Genomic DNA, 15,804 nt, shown 5'->3' with positions numbered 1-15,804 from the left:
AAGCTATCATTTCCCGCCATTTCATACACCCGCTTTTCAATCGCCACCCGATATTTGGGGCGCAGTTGAGGCACTAACGATTCTAGAAGTAAGCTAATTAGCAAGTGATGAACTTCCGGCCAAAAATCCGGCTGTTCTAAATAGGGATTCATTCCCGGAAAGGGTGAAGGCATGGGGTAAATTCCTCATTGAAAAAACGATATGTAGGGTAGGCATTGCCTAAAGGTTTCCACATAACTCTTTAGCTGTGGAGAGCCAACCCACCCTACTCTACTTCTAGTCACCAGGGTATGAGCGATCGCCCGATTAGAAATTAACGCGATCGCGGTTTGCTTTTGCCATTTTTTCCACCGCTTCGGTGACGGGCATCGCTCCCAATTCACCGCCCGCGCGGGTGCGAATGCTGAGAGTTTGCGACTCTGCTTCTTTAGCACCAACAACCGCCATCACGGGAATTTTTTGTTTTTCCGCCGTGCGAATTAACTTGCCCAGACGTTCCCCACTGGTATCCGCTTCGGCGCGAATTCCCGCCCCCCGCATTTGATTGGCCACCTCTTTAGCAAAGGGCAAAAACTCATCGCTAACCGGCAGCAATCGCGCTTGAATTGGCGCTAACCAGAAGGGGAAATCCCCGGCATATTCTTCAATCAAAATCCCGATCAAGCGTTCCAGGGAACCAAATGGCGCGCGGTGAATCATCACCGGACGTTTGCGGGTACCATCTTCGGCCACATATTCTAATTCAAACCGTTCTGGCAAATTGTAGTCCACCTGAACTGTTCCCAACTGCCATTCGCGATCGAGTGCATCCCGGAAAATAAAGTCGAGTTTCGGGCCATAAAATGCCGCTTCTCCCGGGGCTTCAAATGACTCCATTCCCAACTGTTCCACCGCGTGACGGATGGCATTTTCGGCCTTATTCCATGCCTCGTCCGACCCGATATATTTATCCGATTCCGGATCGCGGAAACTCAACCTAGCTTGGAAATTTTTCAGTTGCAAACTCTGAAAGACCGACAGGATTAAATCCACCACATTCAGGAATTCGGCCTCGAGTTGGTCCGGGGTAACAAACAGGTGAGAGTCATCCACGGTAAACCCGCGCACCCGGGTTAAACCGCCGAGTTCGCCAGATTGTTCGTAGCGGTAGACGGTACCGAATTCTGCCATTCGCAGGGGTAAATCGCGGTAAGAGCGCAACTCGCTTTTATAAATTTGGATATGAAACGGGCAGTTCATCGGTTTGAGGACAAATCCCCGTTCGTCTGCAGCGGCGTCGGGATCTTCTGCCATCATCGGGAACATATCTTCTTGATATTTTTGCCAGTGTCCCGAGGTTTTAAACAGGTCGATTCTGGCAATATGAGGGGTGACGACACCGAGATACCCGCGCTTGACTTGTTCTTGTTTGAGGAAATCTTCCAGCAGACTCCGCAACACCGTCCCTTTCGGCGTCCACAAGGGCAATCCCGGTCCTACGGGGTCGGAAAAGACAAACAATCCCAATTCTTTCCCCAGTTTGCGGTGATCGCGTTTGAGGGCTTCTTCTTTGCGGCGCTTATATTCTTGCAGTTGCTCTGGGGTTTCCCAAGCGGTCCCGTAAATGCGCTGTAGCTGTTGTTTGGCGGAATCTCCGCGCCAGTAAGCGCCGGCGACGCTTTCGAGGTCGATCGCCTTCGGGTGCAGTTCGGCAGTGCTTTCTAAGTGCGGACCGGCACATAAATCCCACCATTCTTCGCCGAGATGGTAGATGGTAATCGGATCCTCTTTGATATCGGCTAGGATTTCGAGTTTGTAGGGTTCTTGGATTTCTTTTATTCGTTTTTCGGCTTCTTCGCGACTGACTTGTTCGCGAATCACGGGCAGTTTGCGATTGATGATTTTAATCATCTCTTTTTTGATGGCTTTGAGATCCTTTTCCGTGAAGGGATCGGGAAGGTCAAAGTCGTAATAGAAGCCATAGTCAATCCAAGGCCCGATGGTGACTTGGGCTTTGGGGAAAAGCTTTTGCACCGCCATCGCCATTACGTGGGAGGCGGTGTGGCGAATCTTTTTCAGTTTTTCCGATTCGCTGGTACGCGGTAAATGGATTTTGTCTGCTTGTACTTCGGACGCAGGAGAAGAGTTAGGCATCGGCTGTTTCTTTTAATGGTTGGTTCTTGTTTGTTGTTCTTTTTATTTTAAAGGTTCGTTTGCTTTTTTGGGGACTTATTTTACAGAAAAGGTTTGAAAAGCGATCGCGCTTGGGTTTGGGGAAATTGGCGATCGCGGTATTTGAGCAATGCTCCATCAATTATTTGTTCTCGATTCTTTATTCTTAATTCTTAATTGCCCACTTGGCAGGGTTTTGCTGGCGTTGCTGGCGCGCAAAGCGGTTGTTGCTGTTTCTGGAGTCGGAGGTTGCGCCTCCTCTATGGGTTCCCAGACCGATTCTGTAAAACGAGATTATTACCATATTTTTGGGTAAATGTCAAGGGTCATGGGGTTGAATTGGGATGGAATTGACCGGCTAGAAGTGGGGGCGGATGTGGCGATCGCCTCCTGATGGCGCTTGCTGTCTGTGATGGACTTTCCCCAGGTTTTTGTTGCTACGCTGCCTTTTCTCGGGGCAAAAGCTTGAAAAAAATGCCGCAAAATGTTACGATTTGTAAAGTAAGTTAAAATTAGCCTAGCTTTGTTACCGAATTTTCAAGTATGCTAAATCCAAATCTCCCAGACCCAAACTTGCTGAAGACCGTGCTGGAGCCACTTTTAGAAGATTTCCAGTATTGGTTTGCCCGATCGCTGACATTGCTGGAAAATGAGGACATCTCCTTTTTAGGACGGGACGGGCAAGCGGACTTGGTGTCCCGGTTGCAAACCGCCCAGCAAGAAGTCAGCACGGCCCAGATGCTACTGAAAGTCACCGATGGTCAAGCGGGGGTAGAAATGGAAGTATTGATGCCTTGGCACAAGCTGCTGACCGAATGCTGGCAAGTATCGATGCGGTTTCGCAGGGAGAATTCAGTCTAGCGATCGGCAGGGGTCACAGTTGAAAAAAGCGACCCCAAATATTAAATTAAATTGCAAGTCAAGGCGCGATCGGCGCATTGTCTTGACAATTTAACAAAAAATTTTGTTTAAATCAAATCAAATTACACATTTGGCTAACTGCCCCGGAGGTTCTCGTTATGTTGCACCTGCTTTACATTTTAGCTTTTACCGTCCTCGCATTTTTGGCGGTGGGAAATTTGATTCGTTCTTTAGTCACCCTCAGTAGCGAGTCGAGAAACTATCCCCCCGCAAGATGGAATCAAGGCGCGCCCAATTCTCCCCTGGCGCAGTACAATCGCCGCACTCCCCACCCCGAATTGCTCGATGCTTCGGGCAAAATTGTCAACGAACCCCTGATGGTAATGAAATCCATGACGGTGGATGATGCGCGAGAACGCTTAGACGCCCTTTACGATTCTTCTCCCGGTAATTCTCCGGAAAATAGCGACCAAACCTAATCAATTGCAAAGGAAAAATTTTAGATTCTCCACCCTTGGCGCATCTAAAGTTTGAACCCCAAAAAAATGCTCCCTGCCGGTAACGACATTCGTTCACCGGCTTTGATGTTTTTGGGGAAAATTTCTCATCCAATTGTCATGGAGATTGACAACAGCATGTGTGGTGGCCATCAAAAAACCAACAAAGCGGGTAATTGCAATCGCGCCTGGGCAAAAAAAGTCCAACTAAGCGGAGTCATTCTGTTGAGAGGGATTCCTCTAGATGCCAGAGAAATTCCCCCTTCACGAATCTACCCCCCACCGCCAAACATCGGCGAATTTTTGGCTTCTTTCGCTTTCTCCACATCCACCAAATAAAGCAACACCAATCCCGTGACAAAAAACACGATAACCGAAAGAATTGCCACCCGGTTGCTTCCCGTAAACAATCCAATCAGAGAAAAGGACAGCGGCCCGAGAATGGACGAACCTTTATTGAATACCGAATAAAAGCCATAAAATTCTGCGGAAGCGTGGATGGGAATCATTGCGCCATAGAAAGAACGACTGAGTGCTTGGGAACCGCCCTGCACGATACCGACCACAGCACCCATAATAAAATATTCGATCGCCGTAGTCAAAAAGTAGGCATAAATCACCACAACTGACCAACCAAGCAAACTAATCATTAAAGCTTTTTTCGCCGTCACTTTTTCCGCCAGTTTGCCAAACCCTATCGCCCCAAAAACGCTGACAAATTGAATGAATAGCAGGGTTAACATCAATTGCGTGTTAGAAAGATTAATTTCTTCCTTGCCATAAATGGTGGCCATTGCCACCACGGTTTGGATGCCATTGTTGTAGAGCAAATAGGCAATTAAAAATCGCAATAAATGCTGAAAGCGTCCCACTTTTCTTAGGGTCACTACCGTGCGAGTAATGCCGACTTTGGTATAGGCTAGCCAGGGGGGTAAATGACGATATTCTTCCGGTAAAGATTCCAGGGGCGGTTCTTCTTTTAAATAGGCAAAGGTAATCAGAGAAAATCCACCCCACCACAAACCGGCCATTGCGATCGCGATTCGGACGGCTTGTTCTGTAGAAATCCCCACCCATTCATGTCCCGCGACTAAACCGAGGGATAAAGCAAGCTGAAGTCCGCCGCCTACATAGCCAAAAGCAAAGCCTTGACCCGACACCCAGTCGATTTTATCCTCAGAAGTAATTTGCGGCAAAAAAGCATCGTAAAAAATATTAGCTGCCACAAAACCAATCTGGGCGATAATAAACAAAACCATCGTCCAGAGGATATCGCCAGAGCGAGAAAAAAACAGTAAAACTGTGGCCAAACTGCCGCCGTAGCAGCAAGCCATCATAAACTTTTTCTTGGCAGCAGAAAAGTCAGAAATTGCCCCCAAAACTGGGGCGCAAATAAAGACAAAAAATGCCGAAAAGCTGACCATGAATCCCCAGATAGAAGTGGGGGTGAATGTTTGCGAACCGATAGTAATGCCCTCTGGGGCGATCGCAGCGGCAAAATAGGGGGGTAAAAGGGCAACCACCACGGTGGTGACATAAGCAGAGTTGGCCCAGTCATACATCACCCAGCCCAAAATTTGCTTGTTATTGTCGAACATAGTCTCTGTTTGCAGATAGATTGGTCTATTCTAAACTAGAAGCGTCACGAGTCCGGAACCAGACGATTCAATCAAGGTTCATGCAATGGGTAATTTTCTCTCAAGGCATTTGCAAAAAAAATAACATGAATGGAATGCGATCGCCGAGGCTATTATTGAGGTTCAGGCAAATTTTATGGCGATCGTCTGCACCCAAATCTAGATCGTTCCCCCTCCAGAGAGGGAAACCCCAAACTATCAACCTCCTACACTATACCCTGGAGCAATATGCTACCAATTGCTGCACAAATATCGAATTTATTCTGCAAAATCCCGGGACGCACTTATTTACTGCTCGCGATCGTAATTTTTGCTACGGCAAATTCCGTGTTGCGAAAGTTAACCGAATTGGGCGCAAACCATTTAATTGACGGCAGAAATCCCATTTCCTTTTGCAACGTTTTATTCGCCGGCAATCTCTGCGCCGTTTTAGTTTTAATCTTAATCTACGGGAAACAATGGACGCCGCAAACCCTGCGACAATTGTCCTGGAGTGATTGGGTGGGTTTGTCGGGCGTTGCGTTGCTTTCCGGTGCGTTAGCGCCCGCTTTAACCTTTATGGCCCTGGACTTGACAATGGTTAATAACGTGATATTAATCGGACGCATCGAGCCGCCTTTAATTTTAGCCTTGTCCGTGTTGATATTGCGAGAACGAGTCAATCCCTGGGTGGTGGCGGGGGCAGTTTTTTCATTTATTGGGGTAATTTTGACCCTCCTGATTCCCGAACCGGGAGAAAAAATGCTAGAAATGGGAATGGGCTTTAATCTGGGAAAAGGAGAATTGATGGCCGCCGGGGGAGCGATTTCGTTAGCCGTATCCACGGTTATCAGTAAAGTGAAGCTGCGGCAAATTTCCCTAGCAATTTTTACTATTTTTCGCACCGGAACCGGACTGGTGGTATTTTTCGTCATTGTGTTTAAACTGTTTGGTCCGAGTCATTTTATGGATGTTTTTGCCCCCTTTGTGTGGCAGTGGATGATTTTGTATGGCGCGCTCATTGTGGTGGGCGGTCAACTCTGTTGGTTTCAAGGGTTAAAAAAAACTGGGGCATCGGATGTGTCTCTGGCGAGTTCTTTTAGCCCGATCGCCGGCATATTAGCCGCCTATTTGATTTTAGGCGAAGTGCCTACATTGCCTCAATACATTGGCGGCAGCATTATTATCCTCGGCATCATTTTAAATCAAATTGGAGTGCAGAAAAAAACGGCTCATTTTCATTAATTATGCAGATTTTTTCGATTTTTAGTTGGCAGTCAAAGTTTATTTTTTGACAGTAAAAGTAGGTGGATTTAACGATAAAAGACGAGTAAAATTATAAAAATATAGCGGGTTTTGTAGAGAGATGAAATTACCTGGTTACTGACCTATGGTAGAGCGCGCCAGAGATTGTAAATGACTGTATGTTGGGAAAATTAAGTCATTTTTCGTTGCTAAAATCGAGAAACGAGCCGATGGGATGCTGATGGGGTAGGTGTCCTGAGATGGGGGATTCAAGGTTGAATCGGATAGGTGGCTTAAATTTTTTCAGGTTGTTAAGGTTTAAATCGGATAAAAGTATGGGTAGCAAGTGCCAAGAGAAATCAACCGGGAAACATCGAACCCCACGGTATAGAATTCGGTGGATTTTATTGACAGGGTTATTTAGTTTAACGCTGGTACTGACATTATTTGTTGGGAGTTCCACCGCCAGAGAAGCGGTGGTAAATTTGCCATTTTTCTCCCAGGGGATGGCAGTAGGAGAAGAGGCATCCGGGGTTTATCCGAGAAACCAGGCGCTTTATGTGACCATGCGAGATGGGGTGAAAATTGCGATCGATGTATGGTTGCCGGAGAATCTGGGTGAGGGGGAGAAAATTCCGGCATTAATGCGGTTGGATCGGTATTGGCGTTCGATTGGATTTATGGGGTCGCCGCTGCAGTTCGATCCGAATTATCAAGAAGCGACGATTGCCAATCAGGAGGGGTATGGGTTGGTTCTGGTGGATGTGCGCGGTAGCGGTGCGTCATTTGGGACGCAACCGCATCCGTGGTCTGCGGAAGAAATCCAAGATTATGGAGAGATTGTGGATTGGATTATCGAGCAACCGTGGTCGAATGGGAAGGTGGGAAGTTATGGAATTTCGTATGGGGGAAATGCTACGGAGTTTTTAGGGATATTGAATCATCCGGCAGTGAAAGCGATCGCGCCGAGGTTTAATGATTTTGACCCTTACACGCAACTGGTATTTCCGGGGGGTATTTTTAACGAATGGTTCGTGCGGCAGTGGAGTGAAAACAGCAAAATGCTCGATGCCAATGACCAAGATTTTGTGTGTTTGATGGAGGAGTTCAAAGGGGAGACTTGTGAAGGATTGAAAGCGATAATTACCGGGGTCAAACCGGTGGATGGGGACACGGAGGCGAAATTGCTAAATGCGGCGATTCGAGAGCATCGGGAGAATGAGGATATGTATGAAGCGGCGCAGCAAATTACCTATCGGGACGATGAATTTGGGGAGAGTGGGGCGACGATCGCGGATTTCAGTCCCTATGCGTTTAAAGAAGCGATCGAGCGATCGCAGGTGCCGATGTTGACGGCGGCGAGTTGGATGGATGCCGGCACTGCCAATGGTGCCCTGAGTCGGTTTTTGACCTTGAGCAATCCGCAAAAAGTAGCGATCGGGCCGTGGAACCACGGGGGGAATCGGGATGCGAGTCCCTATCAACCGGTGGACATGTCCGAGGATCCGCCCCTGTCGGAACAAATCGATGGGATGGTAGCGTTTTTCGATCGCTATTTGAAAGATAACCCGGATCCTGGGCCGATGGAGTCTGAAATCGAGTATTACACGATGGGGGAGGAGAAGTGGAAAACCACCAAAGTTTGGCCGCCAGAGGGAATTGTGAAGCAGCGCTGGTATTTTGGGGCAGATAACCAGTTAAGATTGGACAAACCCACTGAACAGAAGGCGGCAGATAATTACCGGGTGAATTTCGAGGCCACCACGGGGACGAATAATCGGTGGCATACCCAAGCGGGGGGTAAGGATGTGATTTACGGCGATCGCGCCGCAGCGGATCGCAAACTCCTCACCTACACCAGTGCGCCCCTAACGAAAGACATGGAAATTACCGGGCATCCGGTGGTGACGCTTTACGTCAGTTCCACGGCCACCGATGGGGCGTTTTACCTGTATTTAGAAGATGTGAACCCCTATGGCGAGGTGTTTTATCTCACCGAGGGGCAGTTGAGAGCGATGCACCGCAAGGTCTCGAATGAGGAGCCACCCTATTGGATATTTGGCCCCTATCATTCGTTTCAGGGACAAGATGGGATGAGTCAAGAGGAGGGAGAGGTGATGGAACTGAGGTTTGATTTATTTCCCACCTCAGTGGCGATCGAGAAAGGACATCGACTGCGAGTGGCGATCGCCGGCCATGATGCCGACACCTTTGCGCGATATCCTGCGGAGGGTACCCCAGAGATTGCGGTGCAACGCAACCGAGTTTACCCATCCCATATTGAGTTGCCGGTGATGAGCGAACCCGCCGAGGAGCGATCGCCTGCTCCCAAGCTTGACAAATTTACTTCAGTATGGTAAGCTAGAGAGCTTTTACTGTTGCGGGTGAAATTTCCCCTTTTTATAAATCCAACTAATGCCATCCGGGTCTTTTTCCTGACTCCAGATCGAGAAATTCGGCTTACTTTTCTGACGCGAGACGCTAGAGGGGTTAATCCCGAAGCGTCTAGCCAGTTGAAGTTGGTTGAGAGGAGGAAGCGCCTGACTGGTGGGGACGCCAGTCAGGCGACTAATTCCCCCATTGATGCCTCCAACCTCGCAATCCGGGTTTCGATCGTGACCAAGCGCTTTTCCAAAGCCGCATTGGGGGCGAGTGGGGTATAGTCAACGTACTCAGCGATCGCGTTGATAATCATTTCATCCTTAGTTAGGCCATCTGCTTTCGCTTTGGCATTGAGTGCGTTAATCAGGCTCTTTGATAGATTCAGATTAAAGTGCTCTTTCGGCATTGCTGTCTAGTTATGTCATCTGGTGAGTGGGTGTTGGTTGATATAGCGCTTGTTCCACGCTCAATCGGGGTTGATGTTAGTTGATATTTTAAGACCAATTCGGCCAATTAGATTAATTTTTTAAGTGCGATTGCAGGTGATTTGCCCAGTTCCACTCCCGAAAACTCCTATTTTATGGAAGAATGAGCGATTTCTTCGTAATAAAAATTCAGTACCTTGGCAGTACATCTGAAGGGGCAGGGGGGGGAGAATTGAGGAAATTGAGAATAGTTAACTTGTGAGTTATGAATTCTAAATTCTTCATTCTCCCGGGGTCGGTTAAGGAGTTAGCAGGGTATCCGTGGGAGAGATAGCGCCCGAGTAAACCAAACCGCGTTCCATATCCATCGTCAGAATTGCCCCTTCGCGAATCAGGCGGGTAGCATTTTCGACACCGACAATCACCGGAACCCCCAAGCGCAGGCCGATCACAGCCGCATGAGAGGTGAGGCTATCCTCCTCAGTAATCACCCCCGAGGCTTTGCGGATGGCATCCACAAAATCGGCGCTGGTACGGGGGGCCACCAGGATTTCCCCGGGACTGAAGTTGCCAATTTCCATCGCCGATTGTGCAACGCGGGCGCGACCGCTCACCGATCCTTGACCGAGGCCGATGCCTTTACCGAGTACGGCGGTGACCACTTCAACTTTAATCAAATCCGTAGAGCCAGAAACCCCTTGGAGAGTCCCGGCGGTCATTACCACCAAATCGCCTTCCGAGAGCAATTCCTTTTCCAGGGCCACATTAATAGCCGCTTGGAAGGTTTGACCGGTAGAGGGCAAATCCAACACCAACAGAGGTTTTACGCCCCAGACCAGTTGAAGCTGTCGCGCCACATCCACATGAGGAGTAATCGCCAGAATCGGAGTTTGGGGGCGGAATTTAGAGACATTGCGTGCGGTGGCCCCGCTTTTAGTCAGGGTCATAATTGCGGCAGAGTCGAGCTGTGAGGCAATGTTAACCACTGCTTGAGAGATGGCATTGGGAATGGAACGATTGCGATCGCGAACCAACCCTTGACCGATCGCTTGGTCGTGTTCGATGCGACAGGCAATGCGAGCCATCGTACCCACCGCTTCCACCGGGAACTTGCCCACAGCGGTTTCATTGGAGAGCATCACCGCATCGGTGCCATCGAGAATAGCATTAGCCACATCAGAAATTTCCGCCCGAGTTGCCCGGGGGCTATTCACCATGCTGTCAAGCATTTGGGTAGCGGTAATCACCGGAATTCCCAGACGGTTGCAGGTGACAATCAGATCTTTTTGGACGATCGGAACTTCTTCAGCGGGAATTTCCACCCCCAGGTCTCCTCGGGCGACCATAATGCCATCGCATAACGGCAAAATCGCCTCCATTTGCTCCACCGCTTCGTGTTTTTCGATTTTGGCAATCACCGGCACGTGCTTGCCGGTAGAGGAAATGAGTTCTTTGATTTCCAGGATATCTTGGGGGTTGCGAACGAAACTGAGAGCCACCCAGTCTACCCCTTGGTCCAGACCGAAGAGTAAATCTTCCCGGTCTTTTTCCGTGAGGGCTGTCACCGAGAGATAAACCCCGGGGAAGTTGACCCCCTTGCTGTTGGAGAGGGTACCGCCGATGATGGTGACGCAGTGGAGTTCTTTCGCCGCGCGATCGATTTTTTCCACGCGCATTTCCACCCGGCCATCGTCCAGGAGGATAGTGGCTCCTTCGGGAACTTCATCGGCCAGAGGTTCGTAAGTGACGCTCGACATATGGCGATCGCCAGGGACTTGACGACTGGTCAAAATGAAGCGATCGCCTTTTTCTAGGTAAATCGACCCCTGTTCGAACCGTCCCAGACGAATTTTCGGCCCTTGCAGGTCTTGTAAAATCCCCACGGGCTGATTGAGTTCAAACGAGGTTTGGCGGATCAGGCGAATGTTGCGCTGATGGTCTTCGTGGGTGCCGTGAGAAAAATTCAGTCGCAGCGTCGTCGCACCCGCTTCTATCAACTCGCGCAGAATCTCTGGCTTACTGGTAGCGGGGCCAATCGTAGCGACAATCTTTGTCCGACGCAGAAATTTTTGCAATTGCATGAACGGAAAATGAGGGTGGTAGAATTACTAGCCCAAGGAGGGTGGTAATTTTTGACGAGCGATCGCCGATGTGACGCAGGCATAGCCGTTGACTGCGTTTTCCCAAGGTAGGGTTGCAGCTACTTTACCATTTAGTGGGAAATTGATAAATAGTCGTTATATCAATCGGCATCATTAGACTGGTGGATTCACAAAACTTTATATTGATAAATGCCTATCGTACATTATGCGAGGATTCGTTGAAAGGAGTAAAGACGACAATGCCCGAGGCGATGCCGCCGAAAACGGTGCCCAAAGAATTGCTCGGACCTCCGGGCGATTTCAATCCGACCTTACTGATGTTTTTTGCCGCACTCGCCTTGGTGGTGCTATCTACCGTAGGTTACTGGTGTCTGCAGTGGCCTGGATGGTGCTGCTTTTTTATCAATGTGGTTGCCCTGCATATGTCCGGCACGGTGATTCACGATGCCTGTCATAATGTGGCGCACCGAGACAAACTGATGAATGCTATTTTAGGTCACGGCAGTGCCCTGATGTTGGGGTTTGCGTTTCCCGTGTTTACCCGGGTTCACATGCAGCATCACGCTAATGTCAACGATCCGGATAACGATCCGGACCATTTTGTCTCCACTGGCGGACCCCTGTGGCTGATTGCGGCTCGCTTTTTCTACCACGAGGTGTTTTTCTTTAAACGACGTCTGTGGCGCAAATACGAGTTGATCGAGTGGTTTTTGAGTCGGTTGTTTGTGGCCACTGTAGTGTTTGTGGCCTGTCAGTACGGCTTTCTGGGCTACATTCTCAATTTCTGGTTCTCCCCCGCTTTGGTGGTCGGTCTGGCCCTGGGGTTGTTTTTTGATTATTTGCCCCACCGTCCGTTTACCGATCGCGATCGCTGGAAAAATGCCCGGGTCTATCCCAGTCCAATTCTCAATATCCTGATTTTGGGTCAGAATTACCACCTGGTTCACCATCTATGGCCTTCTGTCCCTTGGTACTACTACCAGCGCGCCTATCGGGAAACCCAACCGCTGCTCGAGGCCAAGGGGTCTCCCCTGTCTTTGGGTCTGTTGGAAGGCAAGAGTTTTTGGAGTTTCCTTTATGACATCGTTCTGGGGATTCGCTTCCATCACGGTCACAAGGCGGATAAGAAACTGGAAAATGTTTGATAAACAATGGCTCATTTGATTCCAGATTGTTGCCGCCAATCTGTAAGCCACGCATTATTCATGGGGATAGGGGTATTGCAGCCACCCCTATCTGCTATGAAGTTTGATTCGCGATCGCCGCGATCGGACAACCTTGCCCAGGGAAGAGGGCTGTCCCGCCTTCTGGAAACTCCCGGTAAAGCCGATGCTTCCGGATGCGAGCGATCGCCCCTCCCGGTGGTTCGACCCGGGTTTCCCATGACGGGTGGGTCATCTCTCCCCGGCGGGGCTGAAACTCCAATCCGGTCTGAGATTTTTCGCATGACGCAGATAGGGATGATGAATCTGGATATGGTTCGCGGGAAGGTTGACCTGTATTAAAAACCGAATGCAGCGCTCTAGATCTCCTTGGACGTGCATGTGCTGCACGTCCAACAACGGCACGTTTTCCCAGCGGGGACGTTGGCGGGCGATCGCCGCCGGAAAAATAGCATCCAAGTCCCGGGTCACGGAAAAGGTGGCACTGATAATCTGCTCTGGATCTAACTGATTGCGCTGTTCGAGTTCGTCTAACAGTTCCGTGACCGCTTCTGCGATCGCACAAGCCGAATTTTCCGCCGCCGTGGTTGCCCCACGAATCGCCCTAACTCTCCACTCCACGCCAAAATCCTCCATTGTTGTCGTTCGTTTTTGGTTATTGGTTATTTGTTAAATCTGTGCAACTAACCAACAACCAATAACAAATAACAAGTATCTCATTACGGTCGATAAAGCCACAGGGGCTGTCCGCTATGAGATAGCTCAAATTCTAGCCAATTCATACCCCCGGACACTGTAGGAGCAAGCTGCGTGCCGCCCACTAAGCGACTTAACAGGGGTTTGCGTTCTTCTAAGGTGTAACACTCGGTTTTATCCGGGTCAAGACCTGCCAGTTCAGCGGCCCAGCGACGCGCCTCTTCTTCGGTCCCCAAGCGATCGATAACCCCCAATTCTAAAGCTTGCTGCCCGGTAAAAATCCGCCCGTCTGCAAAAGAACGTACCCGGTCTACCTCTAAATTGCGCGCTTCGGCTACGGTTTGGACAAATTGCATGTAACTGGTATCGATCATCTGTTGCAAAATGTCTTTTTCCGGGTCGCTGAGTTCTCGGTCAAATCCCAAAATATCTTTGTATGGGCCAGACTTGATGACTTTGAACGAAACGCCAATTTTGTCCAGGAGTCGTTCTAAGTTATTCCCGCGCAGAATCACGCCGATGCTGCCCGTAATGGTTCCGGGGTTGGCAACGATATGCGGGGCACCCATGCCGACGTACACTCCCCCAGAGGCGGAAATATTCCCGAAACTGGCGACGATGTTGATTTTTTCGCTCAACCGTTTCAAGGCGCTATAGATTTCTTGGGAATCTCCCACCGTACCGCCAGGACTGTCAATCCGTAACAATAAGGCGGGAAATTTTCGCTCTTCTACGGTTTTTAAAGCGTCGAGTATCTTTTTGCGCGTGCTTCCGGCAATCAAGCCGTTAATTTCAATCCGCGCAATTTTCTTGCGAAACTTCTTAAAAGGCCAAATCATGGGCAGTTAGGCAATCTGTTAGTCAATGAGTTAGGTTGCGGCGAGGAGCTGGCGGTCAACCGGGGTGGGGCCACCTCCCACAGCAGGCGGCGTTGGCGATCGTCCCAGGGGCTTGTTGCCCCCGGCGCATGTCTCCCACTTCGGTCATCGTTGTGCTTGGCGGTCAGAATCGATCCCTCACCCCTTTCCATTGTCTTCGATTCTGACCCACTTGGGCGATCGCAACGGTTCGGTTTCCCGCGCCATCATCCGTTTCCCGTTTCCTGCGGACTGTCCCCACCTGCAGAAAACCCCAGCCACCCTCTGACGCCTCCCTCCCGCTCGGTTGGCGTCTGCCTCTTAACAAAAATACATAATTTAGTACAATTAAGCAATAAATCTTAATCATCAACGCCCCTCCCCCAGCACGAAGCACTGCAACCCTAGGGGCGACAATCGCTCAAAACTTCGCAAAAGCTAATGCAATTAAAATCAACAGATTCTCAAAACCCATTTTTCCCCTGGTTGACCATCGCCCCTTTTTTCTTCTGGGGCACCGCAATGGTCGCCATGAAAGCCGCGATCCCTAACACCACCGCTCTATTTATGGCTGGGGTGCGTTTGGTGCCGGCAGGGGTATTGCTCCTGGCTTTCGCCGCCATGCAAGGACGCCCTCAACCGCGCACCCCCAAGGCATGGCTGTGGATCGCCTTGTTTGCCTTAGTCGATGGCGTGATGTTTCAAGGCTTCTTATCTGAAGGCTTAGTCCGCACCGATGCCGGCTTGGGGTCGGTCATGATCGACTCGCAACCCCTCGCTGTCGCTTTGCTCAGTGCGTGGCTCTTTGGCGAAATCATTGGCAAGTGGGGCGCAATCGGTTTGACCCTCGGTATTCTCGGCATCAGTCTCATCGGTTTGCCCGATGCCTGGATTCTTTCCCTCCTCCACGGCCAAATTTCGGCGATTTCTCCCAACTTCGCCACCCTCTTCCAAAATGGCGAATGGTTGATGCTGTTGGCGGCGCTGTCGATGGCGGGAGGCACGGTAATGGTGCGCTTTGTCTCTCGTCACGCCGATCCGGTGGTCGCCACCGGCTGGCACATGATTCTCGGCGGATTGCCGTTATGGATGCTCTCGGCGATCGCTGAATCTGAGCAATGGGTTAATCTAGATCTAACTGGCTCGATGGCTTTGGCATATTCCACCGTGTTTGGCTCAGCCGTCGCTTATGGTCTATTCTTCTACTTCGCCTCGCGGGGCAACCTCACCAGCCTCAGCGCCCTGACGTTTCTGACCCCCGTCTTTGCTTTGCTCTTTGGCAACCTCTTATTGTCGGAAACCCTGTCTCCATTGCAGTGGATCGGCGTTTTCCTGACTCTGGTCAGCATCTACCTCATCAATCGGCGAGAACAACTCTCTTCCCTAACCTGGGCTACCCTGGGGGAAAAACTCGGCTTGTGCGCTAATCCCAGAGCCAGCAGCGAACAGCAGGCTGCCTCTAACGCGGTCAAAAAACCCTTGCAATCCGGCGATCGCCCATCAATGGAGTTCCCGGTGGAAGTTCGCGTCGCCGAGTCAGAATCGGAATGGGTTTAATCCGCGCGATCGCAAAGGCACTCCCCACCAATGGGTAATCTCCTACAGGGGCTATCTGTATGTTATCAAGGGGGTTATAGCCGAGCGCGCCGAGGCTTCACTCTCGGAAAGCAATGGGCTAGCTAGTGGTCATAGTGTCATAGAACCCCAAGGTTTCGATTTCCCACCCCTAATCATGTCAGGGACTCCGTAGAAACCAACCCCATGTCTAAAGCCAGGGGCTTGTACTTCTAACCACCTGACCAGCCTAAA

14 protein-coding genes are annotated in these 15,804 nt (G+C 50.1%); 6 read left to right on the top strand and 8 right to left on the bottom strand.

The window, feature by feature from the left end; translation table 11 throughout:
- On the bottom strand, positions 1 to 173 hold a 173-nt coding region (locus LKK83_RS21060), incomplete at its 3' end, for a DUF4058 family protein (RefSeq protein WP_324633297.1).
- A 133-nt stretch (positions 174 to 306) separates the two neighbouring features.
- The gene (thrS, locus tag LKK83_RS21055) at positions 307 to 2,133 is read right to left on the bottom strand and encodes a threonine--tRNA ligase (RefSeq protein ID WP_324633295.1); all 1,827 of its coding nucleotides are present in this window, start codon (positions 2,131 to 2,133) and stop codon (positions 307 to 309) included.
- A gap of 561 nt (positions 2,134 to 2,694) precedes the next feature.
- On the opposite strand from thrS, the gene LKK83_RS21050 reads away from it, so the two are divergent.
- Both LKK83_RS21050 and LKK83_RS21045 read left to right on the top strand, forming a co-directional pair.
- Positions 2,695 to 3,012 (top strand): DUF2605 domain-containing protein, encoded by a 318-nt coding sequence (locus LKK83_RS21050; protein ID WP_324633294.1) that lies wholly within the window; start codon positions 2,695 to 2,697, stop codon positions 3,010 to 3,012.
- Positions 3,013 to 3,170: 158 nt separating this feature from the next.
- On the top strand, positions 3,171 to 3,491 hold the full coding sequence (locus LKK83_RS21045) for a DUF2973 domain-containing protein (protein ID WP_324633293.1): 321 nt from the start codon (positions 3,171 to 3,173) through the stop codon (positions 3,489 to 3,491).
- Between the two features lie 290 nt (positions 3,492 to 3,781).
- Here LKK83_RS21045 and LKK83_RS21040 read toward each other — a convergent pair whose 3' ends face one another.
- The gene (locus LKK83_RS21040; RefSeq protein ID WP_324633292.1) at positions 3,782 to 5,107 is read right to left on the bottom strand and encodes an MFS transporter; all 1,326 of its coding nucleotides are present in this window, start codon (positions 5,105 to 5,107) and stop codon (positions 3,782 to 3,784) included.
- Between the two features lie 267 nt (positions 5,108 to 5,374).
- Here LKK83_RS21040 and LKK83_RS21035 point away from each other — a divergent pair, with 267 nt between their 5' ends.
- Complete coding sequence (locus tag LKK83_RS21035; RefSeq protein ID WP_324633291.1) at positions 5,375 to 6,370, top strand: DMT family transporter; 996 nt, start codon at positions 5,375 to 5,377, stop codon at positions 6,368 to 6,370.
- 407 nt (positions 6,371 to 6,777) lie between these two features.
- Complete coding sequence (locus tag LKK83_RS21030; RefSeq protein WP_324633290.1) at positions 6,778 to 8,730, top strand: CocE/NonD family hydrolase; 1,953 nt, start codon at positions 6,778 to 6,780, stop codon at positions 8,728 to 8,730.
- Between the two features lie 200 nt (positions 8,731 to 8,930).
- On the opposite strand, the gene LKK83_RS21025 is transcribed toward LKK83_RS21030, so the two are convergent.
- Together LKK83_RS21025 and pyk are read right to left on the bottom strand one after the other, a co-directional pair.
- Positions 8,931 to 9,158, bottom strand: coding sequence for a hypothetical protein (locus LKK83_RS21025; RefSeq protein ID WP_324633289.1), 228 nt, complete (start codon positions 9,156 to 9,158; stop codon positions 8,931 to 8,933).
- Between the two features lie 318 nt (positions 9,159 to 9,476).
- A complete protein-coding gene (pyk, locus tag LKK83_RS21020) occupies positions 9,477 to 11,258 on the bottom strand; it encodes a pyruvate kinase (RefSeq protein ID WP_324633288.1) in 1,782 nt (593 codons plus the stop codon).
- Positions 11,259 to 11,518: 260 nt separating this feature from the next.
- Between pyk and crtR the strand changes: the two genes are divergently transcribed.
- Positions 11,519 to 12,424: a beta-carotene hydroxylase gene (gene crtR / locus LKK83_RS21015; RefSeq protein ID WP_324633287.1), complete on the top strand. Its 906-nt coding sequence runs from the start codon at positions 11,519 to 11,521 to the stop codon at positions 12,422 to 12,424.
- Between the two features lie 94 nt (positions 12,425 to 12,518).
- Here the strand turns inward: crtR and LKK83_RS21010 are convergent, their stop codons facing one another.
- The 3 genes from LKK83_RS21010 to sppA all read right to left on the bottom strand — a co-directional run bounded on the left by LKK83_RS21010 (position 12,519) and on the right by sppA (position 13,977).
- Positions 12,519 to 12,677 carry a hypothetical protein gene (locus LKK83_RS21010; RefSeq protein WP_324633286.1) on the bottom strand — a complete coding sequence of 53 codons (159 nt, stop codon included), beginning with the start codon at positions 12,675 to 12,677 and terminating at the stop codon, positions 12,519 to 12,521.
- Positions 12,674 to 13,078, bottom strand: coding sequence for a chorismate mutase (aroH, locus tag LKK83_RS21005; RefSeq protein ID WP_442957350.1), 405 nt, complete (start codon positions 13,076 to 13,078; stop codon positions 12,674 to 12,676). The genes LKK83_RS21010 and aroH overlap by 4 nt, the downstream gene beginning before the upstream one ends.
- A gap of 83 nt (positions 13,079 to 13,161) precedes the next feature.
- On the bottom strand, positions 13,162 to 13,977 hold the full coding sequence (gene sppA, locus LKK83_RS21000; protein ID WP_324633285.1) for a signal peptide peptidase SppA: 816 nt from the start codon (positions 13,975 to 13,977) through the stop codon (positions 13,162 to 13,164).
- Positions 13,978 to 14,436: 459 nt separating this feature from the next.
- Here sppA and LKK83_RS20995 point away from each other — a divergent pair, with 459 nt between their 5' ends.
- Complete coding sequence (locus tag LKK83_RS20995; RefSeq protein WP_324633284.1) at positions 14,437 to 15,552, top strand: DMT family transporter; 1,116 nt, start codon at positions 14,437 to 14,439, stop codon at positions 15,550 to 15,552.
- Positions 15,553 to 15,804 lie beyond the last annotated feature (252 nt).

This window comes from Phormidium sp. CCY1219, assembly GCF_035615515.1.
Classification (GTDB): Bacteria; Cyanobacteriota; Cyanobacteriia; order Cyanobacteriales; family Laspinemataceae; genus CCY1219.
The sequence above is the reverse complement of the archived record's forward strand: the minus strand, read 5'-3'. Positions and strand labels throughout refer to the sequence as shown.

Coding starts and splice junctions, on each gene's coding strand:
- thrS (WP_324633295.1), bottom strand. CDS start 2,133: ATGCCTAACTCTTCTCCTGCGTCCGAAGTACAAGCAGACAAAATCCAT.
- LKK83_RS21050 (WP_324633294.1), top strand. CDS start 2,695: ATGCTAAATCCAAATCTCCCAGACCCAAACTTGCTGAAGACCGTGCTG.
- LKK83_RS21045 (WP_324633293.1), top strand. CDS start 3,171: ATGTTGCACCTGCTTTACATTTTAGCTTTTACCGTCCTCGCATTTTTG.
- LKK83_RS21040 (WP_324633292.1), bottom strand. CDS start 5,107: ATGTTCGACAATAACAAGCAAATTTTGGGCTGGGTGATGTATGACTGG.
- LKK83_RS21035 (WP_324633291.1), top strand. CDS start 5,375: ATGCTACCAATTGCTGCACAAATATCGAATTTATTCTGCAAAATCCCG.
- LKK83_RS21025 (WP_324633289.1), bottom strand. CDS start 9,158: ATGCCGAAAGAGCACTTTAATCTGAATCTATCAAAGAGCCTGATTAAC.
- pyk (WP_324633288.1), bottom strand. CDS start 11,258: ATGCAATTGCAAAAATTTCTGCGTCGGACAAAGATTGTCGCTACGATT.
- crtR (WP_324633287.1), top strand. CDS start 11,519: ATGCCCGAGGCGATGCCGCCGAAAACGGTGCCCAAAGAATTGCTCGGA.
- LKK83_RS21010 (WP_324633286.1), bottom strand. CDS start 12,677: ATGACCCACCCGTCATGGGAAACCCGGGTCGAACCACCGGGAGGGGCG.
- aroH (WP_442957350.1), bottom strand. CDS start 13,078: ATGGAGGATTTTGGCGTGGAGTGGAGAGTTAGGGCGATTCGTGGGGCA.
- sppA (WP_324633285.1), bottom strand. CDS start 13,977: ATGATTTGGCCTTTTAAGAAGTTTCGCAAGAAAATTGCGCGGATTGAA.
- LKK83_RS20995 (WP_324633284.1), top strand. CDS start 14,437: ATGCAATTAAAATCAACAGATTCTCAAAACCCATTTTTCCCCTGGTTG.